Origin of the sequence: Winogradskyella damuponensis (genome assembly GCF_039538385.1) — a bacterium.
Classification (GTDB): domain Bacteria; phylum Bacteroidota; class Bacteroidia; order Flavobacteriales; family Flavobacteriaceae; genus Winogradskyella; species Winogradskyella damuponensis.
Genome location: NZ_BAABCB010000018.1, coordinates 465,930 through 492,635, shown reverse-complemented (window position 1 = coordinate 492,635; position 26,706 = coordinate 465,930). Strand labels below are relative to the sequence as shown.

The 26,706-nt window shown below is 32.0% G+C and carries 24 protein-coding genes and 1 other RNA gene; 16 read left to right on the top strand and 9 right to left on the bottom strand.

Features of this window, described 5'->3' with window-relative positions:
* Nucleotides 1-136 precede the first annotated feature (136 nt).
* The gene (locus ABD730_RS10790; protein ID WP_344714489.1) at nucleotides 137-1,795 is read left to right on the top strand and encodes a C1 family peptidase; all 1,659 of its coding nucleotides are present in this window, start codon (nucleotides 137-139) and stop codon (nucleotides 1,793-1,795) included.
* 86 nt (nucleotides 1,796-1,881) lie between these two features.
* Nucleotides 1,882-2,766, top strand: a complete 885-nt coding sequence (locus tag ABD730_RS10785) for a pentapeptide repeat-containing protein (RefSeq protein WP_334466562.1) — start codon at nucleotides 1,882-1,884, stop codon at nucleotides 2,764-2,766.
* A gap of 93 nt (nucleotides 2,767-2,859) precedes the next feature.
* Here the strand turns inward: ABD730_RS10785 and ABD730_RS10780 are convergent, their stop codons facing one another.
* Both ABD730_RS10780 and xerA read right to left on the bottom strand, forming a co-directional pair.
* The gene (locus ABD730_RS10780) at nucleotides 2,860-4,023 is read right to left on the bottom strand and encodes a PAS domain-containing sensor histidine kinase (protein WP_344714487.1); all 1,164 of its coding nucleotides are present in this window, start codon (nucleotides 4,021-4,023) and stop codon (nucleotides 2,860-2,862) included.
* A 69-nt stretch (nucleotides 4,024-4,092) separates the two neighbouring features.
* Nucleotides 4,093-5,001, bottom strand: a complete 909-nt coding sequence (gene xerA, locus ABD730_RS10775) for a site-specific tyrosine recombinase/integron integrase (RefSeq protein ID WP_344714485.1) — start codon at nucleotides 4,999-5,001, stop codon at nucleotides 4,093-4,095.
* Nucleotides 5,002-5,220: 219 nt separating this feature from the next.
* On the opposite strand from xerA, the gene ABD730_RS10770 reads away from it, so the two are divergent.
* The 5 genes from ABD730_RS10770 to ABD730_RS10750 all read left to right on the top strand — a co-directional run bounded on the left by ABD730_RS10770 (nucleotide 5,221) and on the right by ABD730_RS10750 (nucleotide 8,679).
* Nucleotides 5,221-5,745 (top strand): outer membrane beta-barrel protein, encoded by a 525-nt coding sequence (locus ABD730_RS10770; protein WP_334466557.1) that lies wholly within the window; start codon nucleotides 5,221-5,223, stop codon nucleotides 5,743-5,745.
* Between the two features lie 518 nt (nucleotides 5,746-6,263).
* Complete coding sequence (locus ABD730_RS10765; protein WP_334466555.1) at nucleotides 6,264-6,884, top strand: outer membrane beta-barrel protein; 621 nt, start codon at nucleotides 6,264-6,266, stop codon at nucleotides 6,882-6,884.
* 83 nt (nucleotides 6,885-6,967) lie between these two features.
* Nucleotides 6,968-7,384, top strand: coding sequence for a type II 3-dehydroquinate dehydratase (gene aroQ / locus ABD730_RS10760; RefSeq protein WP_344714481.1), 417 nt, complete (start codon nucleotides 6,968-6,970; stop codon nucleotides 7,382-7,384).
* A 67-nt stretch (nucleotides 7,385-7,451) separates the two neighbouring features.
* Nucleotides 7,452-7,934 carry a porin family protein gene (locus tag ABD730_RS10755; protein ID WP_344714479.1) on the top strand — a complete coding sequence of 161 codons (483 nt, stop codon included), beginning with the start codon at nucleotides 7,452-7,454 and terminating at the stop codon, nucleotides 7,932-7,934.
* 211 nt (nucleotides 7,935-8,145) lie between these two features.
* A complete protein-coding gene (locus ABD730_RS10750; RefSeq protein WP_334466547.1) occupies nucleotides 8,146-8,679 on the top strand; it encodes a hypothetical protein in 534 nt (177 codons plus the stop codon).
* Nucleotides 8,680-8,868: 189 nt separating this feature from the next.
* Here ABD730_RS10750 and lpdA read toward each other — a convergent pair whose 3' ends face one another.
* The 3 genes from lpdA to msrB all read right to left on the bottom strand — a co-directional run bounded on the left by lpdA (nucleotide 8,869) and on the right by msrB (nucleotide 11,553).
* Nucleotides 8,869-10,245, bottom strand: a complete 1,377-nt coding sequence (lpdA, locus tag ABD730_RS10745; RefSeq protein ID WP_344714477.1) for a dihydrolipoyl dehydrogenase — start codon at nucleotides 10,243-10,245, stop codon at nucleotides 8,869-8,871.
* Nucleotides 10,246-10,410: 165 nt separating this feature from the next.
* Nucleotides 10,411-10,965, bottom strand: coding sequence for a DinB family protein (locus ABD730_RS10740; RefSeq protein WP_334466543.1), 555 nt, complete (start codon nucleotides 10,963-10,965; stop codon nucleotides 10,411-10,413).
* A 108-nt stretch (nucleotides 10,966-11,073) separates the two neighbouring features.
* A complete protein-coding gene (msrB, locus tag ABD730_RS10735) occupies nucleotides 11,074-11,553 on the bottom strand; it encodes a peptide-methionine (R)-S-oxide reductase MsrB (RefSeq protein WP_344714474.1) in 480 nt (159 codons plus the stop codon).
* Between the two features lie 163 nt (nucleotides 11,554-11,716).
* Here msrB and ABD730_RS10730 point away from each other — a divergent pair, with 163 nt between their 5' ends.
* The 7 genes from ABD730_RS10730 (at nucleotide 11,717) to rnpB (ending at nucleotide 21,717) form a co-directional block, all read left to right on the top strand.
* The gene (locus ABD730_RS10730; RefSeq protein ID WP_344714472.1) at nucleotides 11,717-13,120 is read left to right on the top strand and encodes a glycogen synthase; all 1,404 of its coding nucleotides are present in this window, start codon (nucleotides 11,717-11,719) and stop codon (nucleotides 13,118-13,120) included.
* Between the two features lie 9 nt (nucleotides 13,121-13,129).
* Nucleotides 13,130-14,395 (top strand): glucose-1-phosphate adenylyltransferase, encoded by a 1,266-nt coding sequence (locus ABD730_RS10725; protein WP_334466535.1) that lies wholly within the window; start codon nucleotides 13,130-13,132, stop codon nucleotides 14,393-14,395.
* A gap of 2 nt (nucleotides 14,396-14,397) precedes the next feature.
* A complete protein-coding gene (gene glgB / locus ABD730_RS10720) occupies nucleotides 14,398-16,308 on the top strand; it encodes a 1,4-alpha-glucan branching protein GlgB (protein ID WP_334466533.1) in 1,911 nt (636 codons plus the stop codon).
* Between the two features lie 242 nt (nucleotides 16,309-16,550).
* Nucleotides 16,551-18,962: a glycoside hydrolase family 31 protein gene (locus ABD730_RS10715; protein WP_215925986.1), complete on the top strand. Its 2,412-nt coding sequence runs from the start codon at nucleotides 16,551-16,553 to the stop codon at nucleotides 18,960-18,962.
* A gap of 98 nt (nucleotides 18,963-19,060) precedes the next feature.
* A complete protein-coding gene (locus ABD730_RS10710) occupies nucleotides 19,061-19,888 on the top strand; it encodes a M48 family metallopeptidase (RefSeq protein WP_215925984.1) in 828 nt (275 codons plus the stop codon).
* Between the two features lie 70 nt (nucleotides 19,889-19,958).
* Complete coding sequence (locus ABD730_RS10705) at nucleotides 19,959-21,353, top strand: MFS transporter (protein ID WP_344714468.1); 1,395 nt, start codon at nucleotides 19,959-19,961, stop codon at nucleotides 21,351-21,353.
* Between the two features lie 53 nt (nucleotides 21,354-21,406).
* An RNA gene (gene rnpB, locus ABD730_RS10700) (RNase P RNA component class A) lies at nucleotides 21,407-21,717 on the top strand.
* 51 nt (nucleotides 21,718-21,768) lie between these two features.
* Here the strand turns inward: rnpB and ABD730_RS10695 are convergent.
* The 4 genes from ABD730_RS10695 to ABD730_RS10680 all read right to left on the bottom strand — a co-directional run bounded on the left by ABD730_RS10695 (nucleotide 21,769) and on the right by ABD730_RS10680 (nucleotide 24,543).
* Nucleotides 21,769-22,293 carry a nuclear transport factor 2-like protein gene (locus tag ABD730_RS10695; RefSeq protein WP_344714466.1) on the bottom strand — a complete coding sequence of 175 codons (525 nt, stop codon included), beginning with the start codon at nucleotides 22,291-22,293 and terminating at the stop codon, nucleotides 21,769-21,771.
* Nucleotides 22,294-22,473: 180 nt separating this feature from the next.
* The gene (gene rsmD, locus ABD730_RS10690; RefSeq protein ID WP_334466522.1) at nucleotides 22,474-23,010 is read right to left on the bottom strand and encodes a 16S rRNA (guanine(966)-N(2))-methyltransferase RsmD; all 537 of its coding nucleotides are present in this window, start codon (nucleotides 23,008-23,010) and stop codon (nucleotides 22,474-22,476) included.
* Nucleotides 23,010-23,816 carry a DUF3822 family protein gene (locus tag ABD730_RS10685; RefSeq protein ID WP_334466519.1) on the bottom strand — a complete coding sequence of 269 codons (807 nt, stop codon included), beginning with the start codon at nucleotides 23,814-23,816 and terminating at the stop codon, nucleotides 23,010-23,012. The genes rsmD and ABD730_RS10685 overlap by 1 nt, the downstream gene beginning before the upstream one ends.
* Before the next feature lies 1 nt (nucleotide 23,817).
* The gene (locus ABD730_RS10680; protein ID WP_334466518.1) at nucleotides 23,818-24,543 is read right to left on the bottom strand and encodes a hypothetical protein; all 726 of its coding nucleotides are present in this window, start codon (nucleotides 24,541-24,543) and stop codon (nucleotides 23,818-23,820) included.
* Between the two features lie 154 nt (nucleotides 24,544-24,697).
* On the opposite strand from ABD730_RS10680, the gene ABD730_RS10675 reads away from it, so the two are divergent.
* Nucleotides 24,698-26,137, top strand: coding sequence for an ATP-dependent DNA helicase (locus ABD730_RS10675; RefSeq protein ID WP_344714463.1), 1,440 nt, complete (start codon nucleotides 24,698-24,700; stop codon nucleotides 26,135-26,137).
* Between the two features lie 3 nt (nucleotides 26,138-26,140).
* Nucleotides 26,141-26,701, top strand: coding sequence for a DUF4126 domain-containing protein (locus ABD730_RS10670; RefSeq protein WP_334466867.1), 561 nt, complete (start codon nucleotides 26,141-26,143; stop codon nucleotides 26,699-26,701).
* The last annotated feature ends 5 nt before the right edge of the window (nucleotides 26,702-26,706 follow it).

The following is a 26,706-nucleotide window of genomic DNA, read 5'->3' as shown; positions in this document are numbered from 1 at the left end:
TAAGGGCACTTTTTTTATACTCCAAATAGTAGCTGTAAGCTCACAAAATAACTTTTTTAAATTATTAAAGTTTTTTGTGATGACATATTTAATTGGTTTCGATATACAGGTAATACGAACTATTAAACCAATTATTATGAAAAAAATTAATTTATTTCTGTATGCTATTCTTGCACTACAATTAAGTGTTTTTGTTAGTTGTGACAAAGATAGTGAGCCTATTGACGATGATGATGATAATCCACAAAGTGAATTTGCGCTTGGATGGAATGGACAAGATGATCTAAGCAGCATCCCAACATCAACAAATTTTAGCTTTGGAAACACCAGTTTACCTTCGTCGGTAGATTTGGTTCCTAAATTTCCACCCATTGGAGATCAAGGTCAATACGGTACTTGTGTGTCTTGGGCGGTAGGTTATAATATTAAGACTGCTTTAAATGGAATGAGTAAAGGGTACTCAACTTCACAATTGGCATCACCATCTAATCAATTTAGTGCTAAAGATTTATTTACTGCAATTCCAGATAATAATAAAGGTCAGGATTGTAGTGGTACTAATTTTTCTGAAGCACTTACTGTGCTTCAAAATAGAGGAGTAGCTACGGCTCAAACAGTGCCTTATACAAATTTAGGTGATTGTTCTAGTTCTAATGTGCAATCGAGTTGGACTACAGAAGCTAATCAGAATAAAATAAAATATTGGAGAAAAATTGACGCCAATATTTCAAGTATTAAACAAAATTTAGCGAACAATATTCCTGTAATTCTTGGAGCAAAATTAGCCGATAATTTTATGAGTTGGAATAGCGATGTTGTATTGTCCTCAAGTACATCTTATAATAATGTAGGGCAACATGCATATCATGCAATGGTAATTGCAGGTTATGATGATTCTAAAGGTTCTGGAGGCGCTTTTAAAGTTATTAATTCTTGGGGCGAATTATGGGGAGATTTTGGATACATCTGGATAGACTATAACTATATGATTAATGAGTTTTGTACCAGTTACGATGGAGATAAACCTCTTTTTATTGCCTCAGACCAAGAAAGTGGAGGAGATAATAATCCGCCAGACGACGTTGATCCCAATACCTCAGGAGTGGATCTAGCACCATGGGTTTTTGCAGATTATTCTACTTACCAAATTAGTGGGATTGCAACAGAAAGAATGATTGATTTTAATATTTATAATATAGGAAACCAAACAGCATCTGTAAATAACGATTGGTCTATTTATTATATTTATTTCAATGCCTTTGATGCTAATGATTATGGTGTAATTTATTACGATCAGTTTAATAGTTCAATTCCTGTGAATACTTACGATTGCCCAACGGCAGACAACTGTATCTTTAATCTCGATATTCCATCAGGTTCTAGTTTTACCCAAACGGCTTGGGGACAACAAAGCCAAACAAGAACTTACTATATGCCAGAATTATCAGGTTATTATTATTTGGTTTTAATTGCTGATGCAGAAGATAAATTTAATGAACAAGATGAAATGAATAATTTGTTTTATACAACTATAGACCCAAAATATTTTGATTACGGTTATAGCTCTAGATCTGCAGATAGTGTTAGTCAATTCAATTTCGTAAATAATGTTGAGCCTAATTCTGAAAGGCTAAAAAACAATATTCACAATACGGTGGTTACTGAGAGTTTTAAAAATGCATATACACAAAAAGAAATTTTAGAATTCATTAAAAAAGAAAAGCAAAACGGAAATATAGATAGTAAAATTGATGCGCATATCCAACGTGTCAAGGATAAATACTACGGGAATTAAGATTTAATTAATCAATAGTGAAGTTTCAAGCCTATGTAATCAAATTTGCATAGGTCTTGAAATCTCATTTTTAAAATACACGACTTATGAAATATGTTCTATTGCTAATGGCTGCTTTAACGCAGTTATCTTGTGCCACCCAAAACGCTTCAAACAATAAAGACAATAACCTAAAACAATTAATACAAAATGAACAGCATGTTTATATAGAGAATCAGACCATTGATGAGCTACTTGATTTCACATCATTTTTTAATACACATCTTATAAGTGAAGGAGTTTATCAGGTGAATATAAAATCTGGTATCACTTTTAAAAAATGCATATTTAATAAGTCTGTAAATGCTTTTAGGAAAATGGAAAACGGAAACATTGTGCTAACCGCTTTTCAAGGCAACGTTTCTTTTATAGATTGTATTTTTATGGACGATGTGAATTTTAGAGGAAGTAGTATTGTTGGAAGAACTGATTTTACGGGATCATCGTTTAATAAGAGTGCCAATTTTGAAGAACTAAACTGTCATGAAAATGCATTTTTTAATAAATGTGTATTTGAGGAATCGTTGCGATTTCAAAATGCATTTTTTAATCAAAAAGCTAATTTTATGAACACTAAGTTTTACGGTACGGTAAGTTTTCAAAGTAGCTTGTTTAATTCTGAATCGCAATTTAGTGCTGCAACGTTTTATAAATATGCAGACTTTACTTTAATAGACTGTAGAGGTAAGTCGCTTTTTAATTATACAGAGTTTATGGATAAAGCCGATTTGAGCCACTCTATATTTCTTCAGGATTTTGATTTTATAAGCACTAAAAACAAGACAACACGTTTTAATAGTTGCCGTTTTTTAGGAAACGTTAGATTTAATAAAATGGAAGTTTCATCAACTTTGAGTATTAATGACAGTTACTTTCTATTACAGACACCAGAAATAGATATTCCTTTAGAAAAACTAATATTTTCTAAATAATCAAGTATTGGATTATTGTAAAATAATTATAAGTAAATAAGAAATATAACTGTCATTACTTTAAGTCGCTAAAAAAAAAACAAAGGCATAAACTTAGAGTCCTTTTTGCTTTTTAAATGTAATAGAAAAAGCAGTTCCTTCGTTGAGCTTGCTTTCCATTAAAATTACACCATTTAAAGCTTCAACTTGTGTTTTTGTTATGTATAGTCCAATACCTCTAGAATCTTTTCTATCTGTACCATGGAATGTTTGATACATTTCAAATACTTGATCTTTAAATTTGGTCATATCTATTCCTATTCCATTATCTGAAATTAGAATTTTTACAGCTTCTTTAGATTGAATAGACTGAATGACTATTTGGGCCTTTTTATTTGGATCCGAATATTTTATACCGTTAGAAATCAAATTATAAAACACACTTTCTAAATACGCAGCATTAGTTAATAATACTTCGTCTTTTCTTAAAGCATTATGTATGGTAACGCTTCTTTTGTCGCTTTCTATTTTTAAACTCTCTATAACTTTATTACTTAAGTTATAAAGATTTACACGTTCGTTAAGTTGGTTAGTATGAACTTTAGACTTGATACTGACAATATCATCTAAATCTTCAATGGTTGTGGTTAAGGATTCTGAAATAGATTGTAAGTGACCAACCAGTTCTTTTTTCTCTGTTTCCGAAGAAGCTTCGTCATAAAACTCTAAAATATTTTTTAGATTCCCAATATGAGTTTTTAAATTATGAGAAACGATATGAGTAAAACTATATAATCTTTTATTCTGGCTTGTAATAAGCTGAAGACTTTTATTGAGTTGTGTTTCGTTATTTTTTAGTTTTGTAATATCTGTATGTGTGCCAATAATACGAGAAGGTTTACCATTTTTATCTCGCTCTACAATTTTCCCTTTATCTAAAATCCATTTGTAACTGCCGTCTTTACATTTTATACGATATTCGTTTTCGTACAAATCTATTTCACCCTTTAAATGAGAATTGAAATTTTTATAGTAAACATCGCTATCATCGGGATGTACTTTGCTATCCCAAACTTCAGAAGTGTTTTTTAAATCGTCGTCTGCATAGCCAATGATTTGCTTAGATTCTTTTGAATAAAAAACTTTATTAGTTGTAATATTCCAATCCCAAAGACCAACATTAGAAATTTCTAATGCTGTTTTGTGTTTCTGATCTTCAAACGTAGATTTAGAAGTGTTTGATTTGTAGTTTCTTAAGTTTAGTTTAGGGAATTTCATTAATCTGTGCTTTATTTTTGGACACTATTTGTAAGAAAATGTCACATTAAATAGGGTGTTTTTTTTTGCTTATTTTCTAGGATGAAACTTGTTTAGAACTTCACTTAAATGTGACCGATCTACATGCATGTAGATTTCTGTAGTTGTAATGCTTTCATGACCTAGCATCATTTGTATAGCTCTTAAATCGGCTCCGTTTTCTAATAAATGTGTAGCAAAAGAATGTCTAAACGTATGGGGAGAGACTGTTTTTTTTAATCCTGTAGTTTTTACAAGTTTTTTTATAATGGTAAAAATCATGGCTCGTGTGAGTTGTTTTCCTTTATAATTTAAAAAGAGAACATCTTTAGAGTCAGGCTGTACTTCAATATGGTTTCTTATGGTTATCCAAATAGTTATATAATTCTGTGTTGAAGGACTAATAGGAACAAAACGTTGCTTATCGCCTTTTCCTGTAACTTTTATAAAACCTTCTTCAAAAAATAAATCTGAAACTTTAAGACCTATAAGCTCGCTAACTCGTAAACCACAACTGTATAAAGTTTCAATAATTGCTCTATTGCGCTCTCCTAGATTAACACCATTATATTGGTAACTTAAATCAATGGCGTTAATTAAGTTGTCAATATCTTCAATAGATAAGGTGTCTGGTAATTTTCTTCCAATTCTTGGCGATTCAATTAAATCTACTGGATTAGTACTTCTGTAATTTTCAAAAATTAAATAATCAAAAAAATTACGAAGTCCGGAGATTAAACGAGCTTGTGATCTTGGATTTAAAGATTTTGAAACAGAATAAATAAACGTTTTAATAATAGTATTATCTATAGTAATAGGGGAAACGTTTATCGAATGATCCTCTAAATATGAAATCATTTTTTTTATGTCATAACTATAGTTTTCTATTGAGTTTTTAGATAAACCACGTTCTATTTGAAGATAATGTTTGTAATCTGTTATTGCTTGTTGCCATTTCATGGCTAAAAATAATGATTTAAATGTTGAATTACTCCTAAAAATAGTACGCAATTTATCGTATTTTTAATTTTAATTGTTAATAAGTGTGTTTGTATGTGATTGACAATTAGCTTTTTGTGTGTATTTGTGTATAAAATTGTTAATAACTGTTAAAAGAAATTTTTATATCTAAGAAAAAAGACTTTAGTTTGTATCTATTAATCTAAAAATTAGAATATTATGAAAAAATTATTTTTGGCTGCTTTTGCAGTGTTTGCTTTCACAAGCATCAATGCACAAACTTTCGGTGCTTTAGGTGGATTATCAATGATGTCTCTTAAAGTTGATAGCGGTGGATTTGGGGATGCCACAGAATCAGAAACAGGTTTTCATCTTGGTGCTTTTGCTGAATTTGAAGTATCTGATCAATTTGCAGTACAACCTGAATTGACTTACACAATTGCAGGTGACCTTTCTATGTTTGGACTTAATGCGATAGCTAAGTACAATATTTCAGATGAATTTAATATTCAAGCTGGACCACAAATTGGATTTGTAGGTGGAGATGTTGGTGACTATATAGATTCTTTTGATGATGGAACAAAATTAAACTTACAATTAGCAATAGGTGCTGGTTATGATATTAGTGAAGAATTATTTGTACAAGCACGTTATGGTTTTCAATTAAATGATCATTATACAGGCGAAGGGGATGGTTCAATTAAAATTTCTGGTTTTGCTGCAAGTGTAGGATACAAGTTCTAAATCTAGAAAATTACATATTTAAAAAGAGGCGATTCGCCTCTTTTTTTTGTTTATAAATAAGCATTATATATTAAGTAATGTTAGCAATCTGTTTTGGCGAGTGGTTCAGTAATTTTCTAAGGTTTTATAAGAGGAATCATTTTTCTGAATCTACAGAAAACTATGTAAAAGGTAATTTAGAAGGAGCTGACTTCGGGTTTAATAGTAGTGTTAGCTACATATTAAGGAGTGTTTAAACTTTTTTGCGTGTTATATTTAGGTTTACTAATATTAACGGTACTGAGTGCTTTAGTGATTGGACAATAAAGAGTCGTGTCTTACATGTGTATGTAGGCTATATGCTTTAACATTTGTATTTGTATAATTATTTGAAAAAGAAGTGATTCACTCAAAACGCATGACGAAGTGTTAAAAAATATCGTTGAAATACACTTATTTTTAACATAATTTAGATTTTTAGTATAAAACTAAAGTCTACATTTGCCGACCAATTTAATTATAAAAATTAAACTTTAATTATGAAAAAATTATTATTTACAGCTGCAGTTGCAGTATTAGGATTTACAAGTGTAAGTGCACAAGAAGAAGCTAAAACTTTTGGTTTTGCTGAAGGTGATATCTTTGTAGAAGGTATGATTGGTTTTAACAGTACAAATGACAAAAACACTGAAGAAAAAACTTCTGGATTTGAAATTAGCCCAAAATTAGGTTATTTCATTAGCGAAGATTTAGCTATTGGTGGTGAATTATCTTTTATGTCTTCTAAAGAAGAAGTTGCAGGTAATGATACAGCAGATTATTCTGGTTTTGGTGTTGGTGCTTTTGCTCGTTATTACTTTTTAGATTTAGGTGAGCGTTTTAAAACTTTTACTGAATTTGGTGTAGGTTATGCTAACCAAAATGATAAATTAAACGATTTCAAAGTAAATACTATTGGAGCTGGTTTAGATTTAGGTATTAACTATTTCGTAACTGAAAAAATTGCTTTATCTTTTGGTTTAAAGAACGTATTATCTTTCGCTACTGCTAAAGCAGACGTTGATGGTGCAGAAGCTGTATCAGAATTTAACTTAGGTTTTGGTGATGTTGCTAACCCATTTGGTGGAACAGCTAACTTTGGTATCTTATTCAAGTTATAAGACATACAAAACATTTAATTATATATTAAAACCGAAGCAAACGCTTCGGTTTTTTTATGCGCATATTTTAATATATTTACTACATGAAGAAAATAATAATTATCAACGGCCCTAACCTTAATTTACTAGGTAAACGCGAGACTAATATCTACGGTAATTTAACTTTTATGGAGTTTTTTGATACAGTAGTGAAAAAATATCCTGATGTAGAATTGGAGCACTTTCAATCTAATATAGAAGGCGAGCTCATAGATAAACTACAAGAGGTTGGTTTTACTTATGATGGGATTGTTATAAACGCTGCAGCTTATACGCATACTTCTGTTGGTATTGGTGATGCAGTTAAAGCCATTACAACTCCTGTGGTAGAGGTACATATCTCTAATACATTTTCTAGAGAAGAGTTTAGACATCAATCGTATATTTCGCCTAATGCTAAAGGGGTTATTTTAGGTTTTGGTTTGCAAAGTTATGAATTAGCAATTGAGAGTTTTATTTAAACGAAGTTCGTCACAAAGATGTATTAGGTACGGATTTTTAATTTTATGAATGCTTAAAATTGTTTATATGAAGAATCTTATTAAAACGTTCTTTATTTTTATTGTTATAATTAGTACATCTAATGTACAAGCCCAAGCAGGTTTTGGTGTAAAAGGCGGATTGAATTTTACCTTTTTTAAAGTAGAAGAGGGGAGTTTTGGTGAGACTCCAGATGTAGAATTAGGATATTATATAGGTTGCTTTGTAGACTTTGAAATTGAAAACGATTTTCTTTTACAACCGGAATTACTTTATATAAATCTAGGAGATTTTGATTTTTTAAATGCTCCTATATATTTAAAATATAAAATAAAGGATCATTTTGATATTCTTGTAGGTCCGAGTTTAAATTATTTCTTCGATTTTTCAAACGCTAAATTAAAAGTTAGAGCAGATTTAGGATTTGCTTACACTTTTACCTCAAGATTAGATCTACATATGAAATACACTATTGGTTTTGAAGAAATATCACCTAATGGCGTTTTTTTAGGTTTAGCCTGTAAATTATAATTACGCTATTGTATTAGGTGGTTAGATGTGTGCTTTTAAAGCTAAAACAGAGTTTAAACTTTTTTATTAGTTGTTTGTCGGAGGTTTTTTTAATTTAGTGGTTATTAACATAGTTTTAACATATAAGCATTGCAGTTCTTCTAATCGTTTTATAATGCGTTAGTTAAAACTAGAATCTATAAAGTGTAACCAATTTAATACAAATATAATTATGAGAATGTACTTACCTAAAACAAAAATTTTAATGGCCTTTTTTATGGTTGGAGCTATCTTTATGTCATGTTCTAGTGACGATAGTGGAGATAGTGGTAATTTAGATGGTGTACCATCTGGTGAAATTGTTGCCTTAGAATTAAGAAATGAGACCTTAACAGGGTTTAGTGGTTTAAGCAGAAATGAAGGATCTCAAAAATGGTGGTCTCATACAACTAGTGATTTTAATTTTTCTGGTTGTGGTGAAGAAGGAGAAGATTATTCTTATGATGGTTTAGGGTATTATGCTTTTTATCCTGATGGGTCTATGTATTCTAAGAGTGGAATAAATGGTACTCCTACTTATCTTCAAGAATGGGAGTGGACAGATTCTAGCTTATCTGCAATTTATGTAAGAGGTGAAACAAGTGTGCCATTTACTGTAACGTATTTAAACGAAGACAATGTTGTTTACGGTTCTAATCAAAGTGTTGGAGGCGGATGTTCTTTAACGTCTTACGAACAACTTGGAGATCCACATTATGTAGATTAAATTTTAGTTATTCATATACTATAGGGCAGCAATTTGTTGCCCTTTTTTTATGTCTAGCTTTAGTAAAAGCAGGTAATAAGAAAATGTAGAAACCAAAAAATGCGATTCGTTAGAATCGCATTTTAAATATAAAACGTTTAGTGTTTCAGTTGTAAAAACGTATAACTCTAAATTTTTAACTATAATTTGTTATAGGTGAATCACTTCATCATAAGCCGCTGCAACAGCTTCCATAACCGCTTCACTCATTGTTGGGTGAGGATGCACTGCTTTTAGCACTTCATGTCCTGTAGTTTCTAATTTACGACCTAAAACAGCCTCAGCAATCATATCTGTTACTCCAGCACCAATCATATGGCATCCTAACCATTCACCATATTTAGCATCAAAAATTACCTTTACAAAACCATCTTTTGCGCCACTAGCACTTGCTTTTCCTGAGGCAGAGAAAGGAAATTTACCAATCTTAACATCTAAGCCTTGTGCTTTGGCTTGAGCTTCAGTTAAACCAACACTAGCAATTTCTGGAGAACAATAGGTACAACCAGGAATATTACCATAATCTAAAGCTTCTACATGCTGACCAGCAATTTTTTCTACACAAAGAATACCTTCTGCAGATGCAACGTGTGCTAATGCTTGGCCAGGAGTAACATCTCCAATCGCATAATAGCCAGGAATGTTAGTTTGATAATAATCATTAACTAAAATTTTATCTCTGTCAACTGCGATGCCAACATTTTCTAGACCTATATTTTCAATATTAGACTTTATACCAACCGCAGATAATACAATATCAGCTTCTAGTACTTCTTCTCCTTTTTTGGTTTTTACTGTGGCTTTTACACCAACTCCAGAGGTATCTACAGAAGTTACTTCTGCAGAAGTCATAATTTTAATTCCAGATTTCTTAAAGCTACGTTCTAATTGCTTTGAAACCTCATCATCTTCAACAGGAACGATTTTATCTAAATATTCTACAATAGTCACTTCTGTTCCCATTGAGTTGTAGAAATAAGCAAACTCAACTCCAATGGCTCCAGAACCTACAACAATCATCTTTTTTGGTTGCTTTTCTAAAGTCATGGCTTGTCTGTATCCAATTACTTTTTTACCATCTTGTGGTAAGCTTGGTAATTCGCGTGAGCGTGCTCCAGTAGCAATAATGATTTGGTCTGCAGAATATTCTGTACCATCAACATCTATTTTCTTTCCAGTTTTTAGTGTTCCAAAACCTTCAATAACGTCTATTTTATTCTTTTTCATTAAGAATTTCACACCATTACTCATGCCTTCAGCAACACCACGACTACGTTTAACAACGGCATCAAAATCGTGTTCAGCACCAGAAACTTTAAGTCCGTAATCTTCAGCATGTTTAAGATATTCAAATACTTGAGCAGATTTTAAAAGTGCTTTCGTAGGGATACAGCCCCAATTTAAGCATACACCACCAAGGCTTTCTTTTTCTACAACGGCAGTTTTAAATCCTAATTGCGATGCTCTTATTGCGGTTACGTAGCCACCAGGACCACTTCCTAATACTATAATATCGTATTTACTCATGGGTAAGTTATTTTAGTTGAAATTTTGAAGTTACAAAAGTAACAAATTCCAAAAAGAAAACTCCAAATAGCAAAATGAAATTCTAAATCACCAAAGTTTTAAATCATCTGATGTCTTTTCTAAGCAGATCTTTGAGGTTTGAACCTTATAGTTTTGTCATTTTAATTAGAGGTCTTCTGTAAAATGTTTGCGGCTTTTGTCGTGTTGAAACTTGTCTTTATTATAGGCTTTTGATTGTCCTTTAGGAATAGATAGTGATTTCCAATGTTCGCCTTTAATTAATTTGCCAATATATACGATTTGCCCAACATGATAAGCATAATGCATCATTTGTCTGTTGATGGCTTCGGTAACAGAATGGCCTTGGTTTCTAATATAGATAACTTGCTCTAAGTTATGATTTGATAGTGGTTTGATGGCGGTAAACAAACAATTCCAACCTTTGTTCCAAGCGTCTAGCAATTCATCTTTTGATTTAAAATCATCTATAAATTCTTCATCACGTTTACGCCATTTTTTTTCGCCATCTTCGGTTAAAAAATTGGTCCAACGGCTGAGCATATTACCAACAAGATGTTTTACAATGATAGAAACGGAATTAGAATCTTGAGCAAATTCTTTTTTTAATTCGTCAAAAGTCAATTGTGCAATGGTTTTATCGCCAAGGGATTTGTAGTATTCAAATTGTTTAATTGTACTAGGTAAATAAGAAGAATCCATAAAGCTTAAATTTAATCCCTATAAAAATAGCGATATAACATCTGATAAACTATTATAAAAAATAGATAGATGTAATAACGCTATTTAGCTTATGTATTATTACAGATTTTACTCTTTAGAAGCAACAAGTTTTAAAGCATCTCCATTAATGCAGTGTCTTTTACCTGTGGTTTCTTTTGGGCCGTCATTAAACACGTGTCCTAAATGACCACCGCAAGTTGCGCAATGTTCTTCGTCTCTTGTATAACCAATTTTTGTATCTGTACCAAAGGCAACATTACCTTCAATTACACGATCAAAACTTGGCCATCCTGTTCCTGAATCGAATTTATGTTCACTTTTAAATAAAGGAGTATTACAAGCAGCACAATGGTAAACACCTTTTTCGTAATTTTTATTTAAAGGGCTAGAAAATGGTCTTTCAGTTCCGGCTTCTCTTAAAATGTAGTATTGTTCTTTGGTGAGTTGTGCTTTCCATTCTGCGTCTGTTTTAGTAACAGGAAATGTTTCTTTAGTTTCATTTTTTTGGGCTGAGCTGTTACAGCTAAAAAACAAACTAATAAGGGTAAGTAATATTATCTTTTTCAAAATTAATTTTTTTTTAAATTAGGGTTGTTGGCTTGGTCGTTATCATGTTTTGTTCATTACGAAATAGTATATGTTTTTATTTGAAATTACATTCAAAATACTCTTGACTTTATTTTTATTATTGTTAAATTTAACAACGTCAACAATAAACGAGTCCATATTAATGAAAATAATACATATAAGTGCAGAATGTTACCCAATTGCTAAAGTAGGTGGTTTGGCTGATGTTGTTGGCGCTTTGCCCAAGTACCAAAATGAAATAGGTGCTAATAGTGCTGTTATAATGCCATTTTATAACACTAAATTTACTCAATCGCATAAGTTTACTTTGGTTTATCAGGCTAATTTAATTTTGGGAAACCAAGAATTAAATTTCGATATTTTAAAAATTGAAGACGCTGTTTTAGAATTTGATGTTTTCTTCGTTCATGTTGAAGATTTGCTATATACAGAAAGTGTTTATACAGATAATGATACCAATCGTTTTTTAGCATTTCAAATAGCGGCTTTAGATTGGATATTAACTTTAAAGAAAAAACCAGACTATATTCATTGTCATGACCATCATACAGGTCTAATTCCATTTATGGCACAAGAAAGTTATAAATATGAGTCGCTAAATAAAATACCTGTTATTACTACAATCCATAATGCACAATATCAAGGATGGATGTCTTACGATAACTTATATAAGATACCTGAATTTAATATTGAAAATGTAGGATTATTAATGTGGGATGGTATGATAAACCCACTAGCTGCAGCAATAAAATGTGCTTGGCGCGTGACTACTGTGTCGCCGAGTTATATGGAAGAATTAAAATATAGTGCCAACGGACTCGAGTCTTTATTGTCTCATGAAAGTTCTAAAGCAGTTGGAATTTTAAATGGCATAGATTCGGCTGTTTGGAATCCGGAAACGGATAAATTCATTATAAAAAATTATAAAAAAACGACTGTAGAATCAGGGAAGAAGGCGAATAAAGAATGGTTGTGTTCTCAGTTTAATTTGGATCAAAGTAAACCCTTATTTGCTTTTATAGGACGTTTAGTTGGTGAAAAAGGAGCAGAGCTTCTGCCACATGCGCTAGACTATGCGTTGCGTTCTAAAGATATAGCTGTCATTGTTTTAGGATCTGGAGCTAAAGAAACAGAGAAAGAATTGTTTGATTTAATACTAAAACATAAAGGAAATTATAATGCGTTTATTGGTTATGACGAAAAACTGTCTCATATTATTTATGCTGGAGCAGATTTTTTATTAATGCCATCTCGTGTAGAACCATGCGGATTAAACCAAATGTATTCCTTAAGGTACGGAACTGTGCCAATTGTAAGACGCATTGGAGGATTAAAAGACACTGTTGTAGATATTGGCGACCATGGTTTTGGTATATGTCATAATGAAGTTTCCGAACAGGATATTGTGGTTGCAATTAATAGAGGGAAAGAGTTTTATACTCAACAAAAAGAATTTAAAGCGAACCGAAAACATATAATGAGCATAGATCATTCTTGGGAGGTTTCAGCTAAAGCATATATAAACTTATACAATTCAATAAACTAAACTAAAGCTATGATAAACGATAAAGTATTGTCCATTATACTTGGTGGCGGCCAAGGATCTCGACTATATCCATTAACTGAAAAACGATCTAAACCTGCAGTGCCAATAGCTGGTAAATATAGATTAGTAGACATACCTATTTCTAATTGTATTAATTCTGATATTAAACGCATGTATGTGTTAACGCAGTTTAATTCAGCATCATTAAATAGACATATAAAAAACACTTATCATTTTAGTTTTTTTAGTTCTGCGTTTGTAGATGTATTAGCAGCAGAACAAACACCAGAAAGTAAATCTTGGTTTCAAGGAACAGCAGATGCCGTGAGACAAAGTATGCATCATATTAAAGCTCACGATTTTGAGTATGCTTTAATTTTATCAGGTGATCAGTTATATCAAATGGATTTTAATGAAATGATTAAAGCGCATAGAGAATCCAATGCAGAGATTTCTATTGCAACAATACCAGTAAATGAGAAAGACGCTACTTCTTTTGGTATTCTTAAGACAGATGAAAATAATGTTGTTACCTCATTTGTTGAAAAACCAAGTTCAGATTTATTGCCAGATTGGACGTCTGAAACAAGTGAAGAGATGAAAGCTCAAGGTCGTAACCATCTTGCTTCTATGGGGATTTATATTTTTAATAGAGAATTGTTAATTGATTTAATGAATAATCCCGAAACTAATGATTTTGGTAAAGAGATTATTCCTCAATCTATAGACAAACATAAAACGTTAAGTTACCAATATGAAGGGTATTGGACAGATATTGGAAATATAGACTCATTTTTTGAGGCAAATCTTGGTTTCACAGATGATTTACCGCAATTTAACTTATACGATTCTAAACAACGCACCTATACTAATGCGAGGATTCTTCCAACTTCAAAAATTACAGGTACTGCTTTAGATAGAGCAGTCATTGCTGAAGGTTGTTTAATAAATGCCGCTAAGATTGAAAAATCTGTTATTGGTATTCGATCTAGAATAGGTAAAGATTCTACAATCATTAATACTTATATGATGGGTAATGATGATTATGAATCTTTAGATGATATAAAAAACAATAAAACAGAAATACTTTTAGGTATAGGAGAAAGGTGTTATATCAAGAATACTATTATAGATAAAAATGTACGCATTGGTGACGATGTAAGAATTAACGGTGGATCTCACTTAGCAGATACAGAAAAAGAAGAATATGTAATTAAAGATGGTATAGTTGTTATAAGGAAAGACGCTATAATTCCTAAGGGATTTGTACTATAAATATGGCAAAAGTAATAACACACAGTCGTTTTACAGATTTTGATATCGATCTTTTTAAATCTGGAAAGCACTATCGTTTATACGAGAAATTTGGTTCACACATAACAACCGTAGATGGAGTAGAAGGTGTATATTTTGCTGTTTGGGCACCTAGTGCTAAAATGGTATCTGTAGTTGGAGACTTTAATTTTTGGACAGAAGGCGAACACAAATTAAATGTACGCTGGGATTCTAGCGGAATTTGGGAAGGTTTTATTCCTGGTGCTGGAAAAGGGAGTAAGTATAAATATAAGATTCTTAGTAGTAATAACGATATTGTAACAGAAAAGGCAGATCCTTACGCTAGACGAGCAGAGCATAATCCTAATACAGCCTCAATCGTTTGGGAAGATAACTATAAGTGGAAGGATACAAAATGGATGAAAAAGCGCAAAAAGAATAACGCTTTAAATGCGCCATATTCTGTTTATGAAGTTCATTTAGGGTCTTGGAAAAAGAATGTTGAAGAAAATCGCTTTATGTCTTATGTAGAGTTGGCAGATGAATTGGTCAAGTACGTAAAAGATATGAACTTTACGCACGTAGAATTAATGCCGATAATGGAATATCCTTATGATCCATCTTGGGGCTATCAAGTAACGGGGTATTTTGCGCCAACATCACGATTTGGTTATCCTGAAGAATTTAAATTGTTAGTAGATAAGTTTCATCAAAACGATATAGGTATTATTCTCGATTGGGTGCCTTCACATTTTCCAGAAGATGCACACGGATTAGGTTTCTTTGATGGTTCAGCACTTTATGAACACCCAGATAAACGGAAAGGGTACCATCAAGATTGGAAGAGTTTAATTTTTAATTACGGACGTAACGAAGTCAAATCATTTTTAATTAGTAATGCTATTTTTTGGTTAGACCAATACCATGCAGATGGTTTTAGGGTAGACGCAGTAGCTTCCATGTTATTTTTAGATTATAGTAGAGAAGATGGGCAATGGGAGCCTAATATGTATGGTGGAAATGAAAATTTAGAAGCCATATCATTCTTAAGAGAAATGAACGAAGCGGTGTATGCTTCATTTCCAGATGTACAAACTATAGCTGAAGAATCTACGGCGTTTCCAATGGTATCAAAACCTACTTTTATAGGTGGACTTGGTTTTGGAATGAAATGGATGATGGGGTGGATGCATGATACACTTCAATATTTTGCAAAAGAACCAATATATAGACAATTCCATCAAGATGATTTAACCTTTTCAATGACTTATGTGTTCACTGAGAATTTTATGTTGCCTTTAAGTCATGATGAAGTTGTATATGGTAAAAAATCTATTTTAGGTAAAATGCCAGGTGATGAATGGCAGCGTTTTGCAAATTTAAGACTGCTTTATGGGTATATGTTTACACATCCTGGAACGAATCTATTGTTTCAAGGAGCAGAATTTGGGCAAAGTAGCGAATGGAATTTTAAAAACAGTCTCGATTGGCATTTGTTACAATACGATTTACACAAAGGTGTGCAAGCCTTAATTAAAGATTTAAACACATTATATAAAAATGAGCCGGCTTTATATGAAAAACAATTTGAAGCAGATGGCTTTGAATGGATTGATTATGGAGATTCTAAAAATTCAGTTTTTACATATATAAGAAAAGGAAATAATCAAGAAGATGATGTTATTATAGCTTGTAATATGACACCTGTTCCACAAGAAAAATATAGAATAGGAGTGCCAAGAAAAGGCCAGTTAAAAGAAATTTTTAATAGTGATTTAAAAAAATATTTCGGAACAGGAGAATATAAAAACAGAAAAAAAGCGACGCAATCAGAACCTTGGAATTATAGAGATAATTCTTTAGAAATTAATATTCCACCTATAGGTATGGTTGTTTTTAAGTACTCAAAATAAATGAAAAAAAGATCAAGATGATTTAGGCTTGTTAGGTTTTATAATCTAACAGGTCTTTTTTATTTATTTTGTTAATTAGGATATGCGTTTATGTCAATAAATCGTATAAAAATTATCATAATTGTAAAATTTATGACCGAAAACGTAATAGTTGCTAAATCATGTAATTACTAGGATAAACCCTTTTTAGTGTTTAATTTTTTCCGTTTTTTTGCAAGTAATTTTTGCCTAAAAGTTAACCCATGATTGTAAATACAGAATTAGAAAATAAAGGAGATTTATTTCCTTCGCAAATAATAGATTTTAAAAAAGACGTTGATAAACTATATTTTACAGCAGCAAACGATGTTATTTTAGAATTAACGGTTGTTAGAGATAGTTTACTTCGTTTTAGGTATACTACAGTTGGTAATTTTAATAACGATTTTTCTTATGCCATTACCAAATATGCAAGTACAGGTTACAACAAGTTAGAAATAGAGGAAAAAGAAGATGTTTATGAAATCTCAACGTCTAAATTACTTTGCGTAATTTCTAAAGAAGATATGAGAAAATCCATTTACGATGTTAATGATGGTACGCTTATTAACCAAGACGAAGGTGGATTTCATTGGGAAGAAAGCTATGAGCATGGAGGAAACATTGTAAAGATGAGTAAAGTGTCTAATGATGGCGAAAGTTATTATGGACTTGGAGATAAACCTAATCATCTTAACTTAAAAGGGAAACGCTATAGCAATTGGGTAACAGACTCATATGCTTACGGAAAAGATACAGATCCTATTTACAAAACGATTCCGTTTTACACAGGTTTACATCATGGTAAGGCTTATGGTATTTTCTTTGATAATACGTTTAAGTCGTCTTTCGATTTTGCACAAGAGCGTAGAAATGTAACCAGTTTTTGGGCACAAGGTGGTGAGATGAATTATTATTTTTTCTACGGTCCAAAAATGAGTGATGTTGTAGAAAGTTATACAGATTTAACAGGAAAACCACACCATTTGCCACCACTTTGGGCATTAGGATTTCATCAATGCAAATGGAGTTATTATCCAGAAAGTAAAGTAAAAGAAATTACATCTACGTTTAGAAAATTAAAAATTCCATGTGATGCTATTTATTTAGATATCGATTATATGGAAGGTTTCCGTTGTTTTACTTGGAATAAAGAGTATTTTCCAGATCCAAAACGAATGGTAAAAGAATTATTGGACGATGGATTTAAAACCGTTGCTATTATTGATCCAGGAATTAAAATAGATAAGGACTATTCTGTTTTTAAGGAGGCTTTAGAAAATGATTACTTCTGTAAACGAGCCGATGGAGATTACATGAAAGGGAAAGTATGGCCAGGAGAATGTTATTTTCCAGATTTTACAAACCCTGAAGTAAGAGAATGGTGGTCTGGACTATTTCAAGAATTGATTGAAGATATCGGAATTAAAGGTGTTTGGAACGATATGAATGAGCCAGCTGTTATGGAAGTGCCTAATAAAACTTTCCCAGACGATGTGCGTCATGATTATGATGGTAACCCTTGTAGCCATAGAAAAGCTCATAATGTTTATGGTATGCAAATGGCGCGAGCAACATACCAAGGCTTAAAAAAATATTCATACCCTAAACGTCCATTTGTTATTACACGTGCAGCTTATTCTGGTACACAACGTTACACGTCAACTTGGACAGGAGATAACGTCGCTACTTGGGAGCATTTATGGATTGCAAATATACAAGCACAACGTATGGCAATGTCTGGGTTTTCGTTTGCTGGTAGTGATATTGGAGGGTTTGCAGAGCAACCTCAAGGCGAGTTGTTTACACGTTGGATTCAATTAGGGATTTTTCATCCATTTTTTAGAGTGCATTCTTCTGGAGATCATGGCGATCAAGAACCATGGACTTTTGATGAAGATGTTACAGATATTGTAAGAAAGTTTATTGAAATTCGTTACCAGATATTACCATATTTATATACAGCATTCTGGAATTACGTAGACCATGGTACGCCATTATTGAAATCTTTAGTGCTTTTTGATCAAGAAGATGTACAAACTCATTATAGAACGGATGAGTTTATTTTTGGTGAGCAAATTTTAGCTTGCCCTGTATTAGAGCCTAATGCTAAAGGAAGACGTATGTATATTCCTAAAGGTAATTGGTATAATTTCTGGACCAATGAAATTATAAAAGGAGGCAAAGAAATGTGGGTTGATGCTGACATTGATAGTATGCCAATTTTTGTAAAAGAAGGAGCGATAATTCCTAAATTTCCAATTCAACAATATGTTGGAGAAAAAGAAATAAAGGAAATTACTTTAGATGTTTATTATAAAAATGGGAAAGAAGAAAGCGAACTTTATAGCGATGCCAATGATGGTTTTGATTATACTAAAGGACGTTACAGTCTCAGAAATTTTACACTTAGAGGGAAGTCTGAAGAGCTAATAATTAATCAGTATAAAGAAGGGAAATTTGTAACTAAATATGATACCTTTAATATTCAATTTCATGGCTTGCCATTTGATATTGTAGAAGTGCAATTAGATAATGAAAAAATAGCGCTTAAAAGCATGAAAGCAAATGGTATAACATCTATTGTTGTTGATAAGAATTTTTCTCAGTTACATATCATTGGAAATAAGTCTTAATTCTAGTGATTTTCTAGTGACCAATTAATTATTTTGGTGTCCAAAGAGTACAAAATGTTTTTTGTATTTTAGTGTAACTCTTAATAAAACTATTAGCTATGAAATTTAATAAATTAGTATTGGGTATTGCAATTGTTGCTTTTGTGGCTTCATGTGCAACAAACCCATTTACAGGTAAAAAAACCTTAGCATTTGTTGGTAATGATCAATTGTTTCCATCTTCATTTGCACAATATAATCAGGTACTTTCAGATAGTAAAGTCATAACTGGAACTGAAGATGCCGATATGATAACACGTGTAGGTCAACGTATTGCAATTGCATCAGAACGTTGGTTAACCGCAAATGGGAATCATGGTTATTTAGACGATTATAAATGGGAATATAAACTTATCGAATCAGAACAAGTAAATGCATGGTGTATGCCAGGAGGAAAAATTGCATTTTATACAGGGATTTTGCCAATTGCAGCAAATGAGACTGGTATTGCAGCAATTATGGCACATGAGGTAGCGCATGCGTTGGCTAATCATGGTCAACAACGAATGAGTGCATCGTACATTCAACAAGGTTTAGCTGTAGCAGGAAATGTAGCCTTATCAAATGATGAACAAGCTTTAGGGATATTTAATCAGTCTTATGGAGTTGTTTCTAACGTTGCAGGAATGTTACCTTTTAGTAGAGCTCATGAAACAGAAGCAGATGAAATAGGATTATATTTAATGGCAATTGCAGGTTATAATCCAGATGAAGCCTCTGTACTTTGGGAGCGTATGAAAGCAAATAGTGGAGGTGAAGCACCACCAGAATTTATGAGTACACACCCAAGTAATGATTCTAGAATTAAAAACTTAAGAGAATTAGCTCCAAAGGCAAAAGCAGAAGCTAAGAAATTTGGAATAACGAGTTTTAGACCTATAAATTAATATTGAATTAATAAATATTTGATTACTTTAGAAGCTGCTCAATTTGAGCAGTTTTTTTTATTTAGTATTTATGAGTGAACTTAAAAAAGGAAGTAAAAAACTTCTCAATGCCTGGGCATTTTACGATTGGGCAAATTCTGTTTATACCTTAACGATTGCATCATCAATATTTCCAATATTTTACTCTGCACTATTTGTATCTCAAGTTGAAAAAACGGTTCCTGCTTTTGGAATGGTATTTAAAAGCACGGCTTTAATTACTTATGTTACAGCATTTACGTTTTTAGTGGTTGCTTTTATGTCACCTATTCTTTCTGGTATTGCAGATTACGTTGGTAATAAAAAGAGCTTTATGAAGTTTTTCTGCTATGTTGGTGGTATAGGCTGTATAGGTTTGTACTGGTTTAGTTTAGATAGTATTCATATAAGTCTGTTATTTTATTTTATGGGATTAATAGGCTATTGGGGAAGTTTGGTGTTTTATAATTCATATTTGCCAGATATCGCTTATCCTGAACAACAAGACAGTATTAGTGCCAAAGGCTTTAGCATGGGCTATTTAGGAAGTGTTGTTTTATTACTCGTAAACTTAGCTATGGTAATGAAACCAGATTGGTTTGGTTTTGATATGAGTATTGCTAAAACTATAACAGAAAGTGGTACAGAGCAAGAAATCGCCGAAGCACTGCAAACGGCTAAGAATAAAGCATCATTTGAAGCAATGAGAGTTTCATTTATAACCGTAGGTTTATGGTGGATTTTATTTAGTCAATACACCTTTTATATACTTCCAAAAGGTGTTTCAAATGGTGGAAAAGTGACAAGAGATGTTGTTTTTAATGGTTTGCAAGAATTGAGACAAGTTTGGATTCAATTAAAACAAAACCTGCGCTTAAAACGATATTTAGTTGCGTTTTTTGTGTTTAGTATGGCAGTTCAAACCATCATGTTGGTGGCTGTTTATTTTGGAGAAGAAGAGATTGCTTGGGGAAGTTCTGATGCGAAAACCCAAGGATTAATTACTAGTATTTTAGTAATTCAATTAGTAGCGATACTTGGTGCGTTTTTAACCTCTAGAGCATCTTCAAAATTTGGAAATATAAAGACACTTATCGTTATTAATTTCTTTTGGATGGCACTTTGCTTTTATGCCTATTTTATGGAAACAGCATTGCAGTTTTATATTGCTGCTGGTTTTGTAGGTTTAGTTATGGGAGGAGTACAATCATTAGCAAGGTCTACTTATTCAAAATTCTTACCACAAACTGAAGACACTACATCTTATTTTAGTTTTTATGATGTGGCAGAAAAAATAGGTATTGTTATTGGAATGGTCATTTTTGCAACCATAGACCAAGTTACTGGTAGTATGAGAAATGCTATCTTGTTTCTCGTCATCTTTTTTATAGCAGGAATTGTGCTTTTATTTAGAGTCCCAAGAACTGAATTAAAGAAAATGGATTAATTCTTTTATAATATTTATTCCCACACTTCGCTCTAATATTTTAACTTTGTCAACAAGTAAATCGCCTTATCGATTCTAAATTTATTTAGGGTAGGAAAGTCCGAACACCATAGTGCAATCATAGTGGTTAACAGCCACCAGTCGTAAGGCTAGGAAAAGTGCAACAGAAAGTATGTACAGGTAATGCTGTAGTGAAACCAGGTAAACTCTATGTGGTGCAATGTCATGTAAACTAACGTTTGAGCGTGCACGCGCGATTGTTAGAGGGTGGGCAGCTAAAGTTTGCTGGTAACAGTAAACGTAGATAAATGATAAGGGCTCTTTTATTAGAGTACAGAATTCGGCTTATAGATTTACTTAAGCATAAAAAACCATCTAGAAATAGATGGTTTTTGTGTTTATTTAAAGATTATAGTTATTTTTTTGGTGGTGTAATAGTATAACCTTGAGTTGTTAATATGTTGAGCACATCGTAGTAGTAGCGTATATATATAATTTTATCATCTTGTATCAAAGAAGCTGTATGGTAGGGGATTATAACTTCTTTTCCTGTTTTTTTATTCGTAATTGTGTTTGTTCCCCAAGATAAGATCCATTCTCCTTCATTCCAGTTGTTTTCAACTTTTACGGGTAAATATAAATCTCTGCTAATAGAGTGTTTAAATTGGTTTGTACTGTTAGTGTAGTATTCTTTGTGTTGTTGTACGTTTAAAGAGTCTATGCCGCCGCCTAAGCCATATATCATGGCTTTTTCATGAAGTTGTGAGCTCATAGTGTTCACGTCTCCTTTTTGTAATGCTTCGGTGTAAGTTCTAATGAGTTTTACTGCTGTTTCTGCATTTTTAAATTCAATAGTCACTTTACTTTCTTGTGCGTTGGTAATAAAACTGATACTTAGGCATAGAAATGACAGAATAATAACCTTTTTTGAGATTTTCATAATAGCTGTTTTTAAATTATATAATTGATTAATAGTTACAAATCAATTTTGGAGCAAAAACACTTAATGCGTGAGGCTATTAAAATCAGTAAGGTGATAATAATTAAAAGAAAGTTACTTAGGATTACTAAGTTAGTGAATTTAATTGATTGGGAATTAACCTACAGGTCTGATAGAGAGTTACTTTGTGAAAAAGCTAAACATATTCCCACCATAACTTTTAGAATGTGAGTAATGTTCTAATTGACTTAAATCGGTGTGTTTAGAGTGTTCTACAATGAGTACACCTTCCTCTTCAAGTAATTCATTCTTAAAAACTAATTCTGGAATTTTAGAAAAAGCAGCCAATTCAAAATTATAAGGCGGATCGGCAAAAATAATACTATGCTTTTGTTTTGATTTTTCAAGAAATTTAAAAACATCACTTTTAATAGTGCTAATCGTCATTTCAAAAGCTTCAGCAGTGTCATTTATAAATTTAATGCAGCCGTAATTTTCATCTACAGCTGTGATATCTTCAGTGCCTCTAGAGGCAAACTCGTAACTAATATTGCCTGTTCCAGAAAATAAATCTAAAACAGAAATAGCATCAAAATAATACTGATTATTTATGATGTTAAAAAGTGCTTCCTTTGCCATATCTGTGGTTGGTCTTACAGGTAATTTTTTAGGAGCTGTAATTCGTCTGCCTTTATACAAACCTGATATAATACGCATTAAAAGGAATTTAAGATTAAAAAATGTTGATGTAGGTAGCGTCTGTCTGTTTCTGCTGCGATTTTAAAGTCGTAAGCTTCTTCTATAAAACTAACGTGTCTTATATAAATGTAGAGCATAACAAAGAGTTCGTCTCCAATGACAATATTGCCACATAATTGAACTGCTGTGGTTTCTACATCTAGTTTTAGTTGTTCAAAAACAAATAATATATAGTAGAGAAAATCTTCTTTACTATGGTATTCAAAAACATTAAATAGTTGTAGAGTGCTGTTTTCAACAACTAATATTTCAATTGTAGTTTTATTAACATTGATATAGACGTTTGAACCTTCTGCTGTTTCAGAATTTTGTAAAAACGCATCAATAAGTATACTAGAAGAGTGTTTATAGACAAACTCTCCAAAGGTTTCAAAAATGTAATTATTAATATTTACATACGGCACATAAACATTTACGCTTTTGTTTATAGCGATGTTGTCCTCTGTAATAAAATCGTTTTTAAGTATTTTTGAATTGAATTTTAAATAATCGGTTTTATTAGCCGAGTTGTAAAATTCTTCAGGCACAAGTGTTGCCAATTCATTTTGATGTATGACTAAAACATCATTAAAGTCTTCTGAAAACACGGCATTGCTACCTAATTCTGTTTTTAGTTGATTAAGAACAGCATCTGGTGTTAATTTTTGCTCAAAATCAATAATTTTAAGAAACTCTACAGTATTCGTTGTTCTGTTTAGAATACAAAAAGAAAGCCCATTCAAATTAATTTGAATGGACAGTTCTTTAATATCGTTTATTTTCAAACTATTCTTTATTTGTGTAGCTTTTTGGCCAGTTTCCTTTAGTGAATACTTCCTCCATAGAACCTACTTTTAAAGTAGGACCATTAACACCGTCTACAGAAACAACTTGATTTTCTTTTTCAATTAAGTAAGGTTCTTGGTCATCCAAAACAACCGCTTTATCTACACTTACTTCAAATACAGGAAACTCATCTAGTTTACCAGCTTTAAGTGTGAATTTAGCACCTTCTTTACCAACACCTACATTCATCATTGTTTTGTATCTGTCACTTCCTTTGAATATAGAATCTTTTACAGAGTAAAAGCTTAGTGTATCAATTAAAGTAATTGTTTTCATGGTTTCTACACCACCAAAAAGTTTTGTTCTTTCTTCATCTAATACTAATGTGTCACGTCTTTGTGTAATTGGAACTTTTCCGTTTTCTACAAATTTGATTAGTTTGTCAAAATCTCCAGCAAATTCGCCATTTACATCTTTGTATGCTAATTGTGAGTCTCTTACGTCAATTAAACGATCGATAACCACTTTATAACGTTCTACTTTAAGTTGATTAAATTTAATCTCATCATAAACCGAATTAAAAGTCATATAACCTAAAACAAAAATTAAAGCCCAAAGTATTAAGTTGATAAATGGCTTTATCTTTTTTGGAACAAATTTGTCAATTGCCCACACAATCCCTATGGTCAATGCTATAATTAATACAATTGCTATAATTACTTTCATAAATGTTTTTATTAATTAGGTCTATCGCAAATCTACAATTTTTTTTTGTTCGTTAAAACTATCTAAAATAAAAAATATTAAAAAAGCGAACTAAATGCAATATGAGCTTTTAAAATAGAGAATAATAGTATCTTGCTATATATTTATTTCTGTTATGGTTTCTAATGCTTCTGCATTCTATTCGTTATTAAAATCTAAATTTCCATTTGCACCAACTTCTAAGCAAGACATGGTGTTAATGCAATTGTCTCAATTTATTTTTGACACTAATAAAAATTCAATTTACTTATTAAAAGGGTACGCAGGTACAGGTAAGACTAGCATAATTGGAACCATTGTTTCCAATTTGTGGCAAGCAAAAAAAAGTGCGGTTTTATTAGCTCCTACAGGTCGAGCTGCTAAGGTTATTTCAAATTACTCTAAAAAGGAGGCATTTACCATTCATAAAAAGATTTATTTTCCTAAAAAAGATAAAGGAGGAGGTGTCAATTTTGTAATGCAACCTAATAAACATCGCAATACTATTTTTATTGTTGATGAAGCTTCCATGATACCAGATACTCCTTCGGACACAAAATCGTTTGATAGTAGTTCGTTACTCGATGACCTAATGCAATATGTGTATTCTGGTCACGACTGTAAATTACTATTAATAGGAGATAAAGCACAGTTGCCTCCGGTGAAGTCCGATTTAAGTCCTGCTTTAGATGAAAACCGACTCAGTTTAAACTATAATAAAGATGTTGTAGGAATTGAGTTAGATGAAGTGGTGCGACAAGAACAAGGTTCTGGGATTTTAAGTAATGCAACCGAACTTAGAGCGGTTTTAGAATCTAATTTTTATGAGAGTTTTAAATTCAACCTTAATGGCTTTACAGATAGTGTGCGCTTAATAGATGGCTACGAAATTATGGACGCTATTAATGATGCTTATAGTGCCGATGGTTACGAGGAAACAGCCATTATTGTTAGAAGTAATAAGCGTGCAAATGCTTACAATCAACAAATTCGTCAGCGTATTCTATTTAATGAAACAGAACTTTCGGCAGGCGATTATTTAATGGTGGTAAAGAATAATTATTTTTGGTTAAAACCTAATACCGAAGCTGGTTTTATTGCTAATGGTGATATTATTGAAGTGCTAGAAATTTTTAGCATCAAAGAATTATACGGTTTTAGATTTGCAGAAGTTAAGTTACGAATGGTAGATTACCCTAATATGAAACCGTTTGAAACCGTATTACTTTTAGATACTATTGATGTAGAAAGCGCATCTTTAAGTTATGAAGAGTCCAACCGATTATACCAAGAAGTATCCAAAGATTATGAAGGCGAAACAAAATACAAACGCTTTTTAGGGGTTAAGAACAATAAGTATTTTAATGCCTTGCAAGTAAAGTTTTCTTATGCGATTACCTGTCATAAATCGCAAGGTGGCCAATGGAACACCATTTTTGTAGAGCAACCTTACTTACCTAATGGTATGGACAGAGATTATATTAGATGGTTGTATACGGCCATAACAAGGGCGAAAGTAAAACTGTATTTAATAGGTTTTAAAGATGAGATGTTTGTAGAAAAAGAGTCAAACTAAACTATAATGACAGAAACAATTTTAAGTATTTTTTTAGGGATTGGTCTTTCGGCTTCCGTAGGCTTTAGAGTTTTTTTACCATTGTTTGCTTTGAGTTTAGCAGCCTATTTTAATGTTTGGGAGCTTAATGAATCTTGGCAATGGATTGGAAGCACAGCAGCTGTAATTACATTGGGTATTGCTACTTTGGTCGAAATTGTAGCGTACTACATTCCTGTTGTAGATAACTTATTAGATAGTATTGCTATTCCGTTAGCGACCATTGCCGGAACAGCAGTTATGGTATCTACCGTAGCAGATTTAAGTCCGGTAATTACTTGGGCATTAGCAATTATAGCAGGAGGAGGTACTGCAGCAGCTGTTAAAAGTTCTGCAAGTGCAACACGTTTGGGGTCTACTGTATCTACTGCTGGTTTTGGAAATCCAATTGTATCAACTATAGAAACAGGGACTTCGATTGTAATGTCTATAATCTCTATCTTTTTACCCATTTTAGCTATAATTTTAGTAGTATTCATATTTTATTTGATATTTAAACTCTATAAAAAGTTACGATCAAATTGACCGAA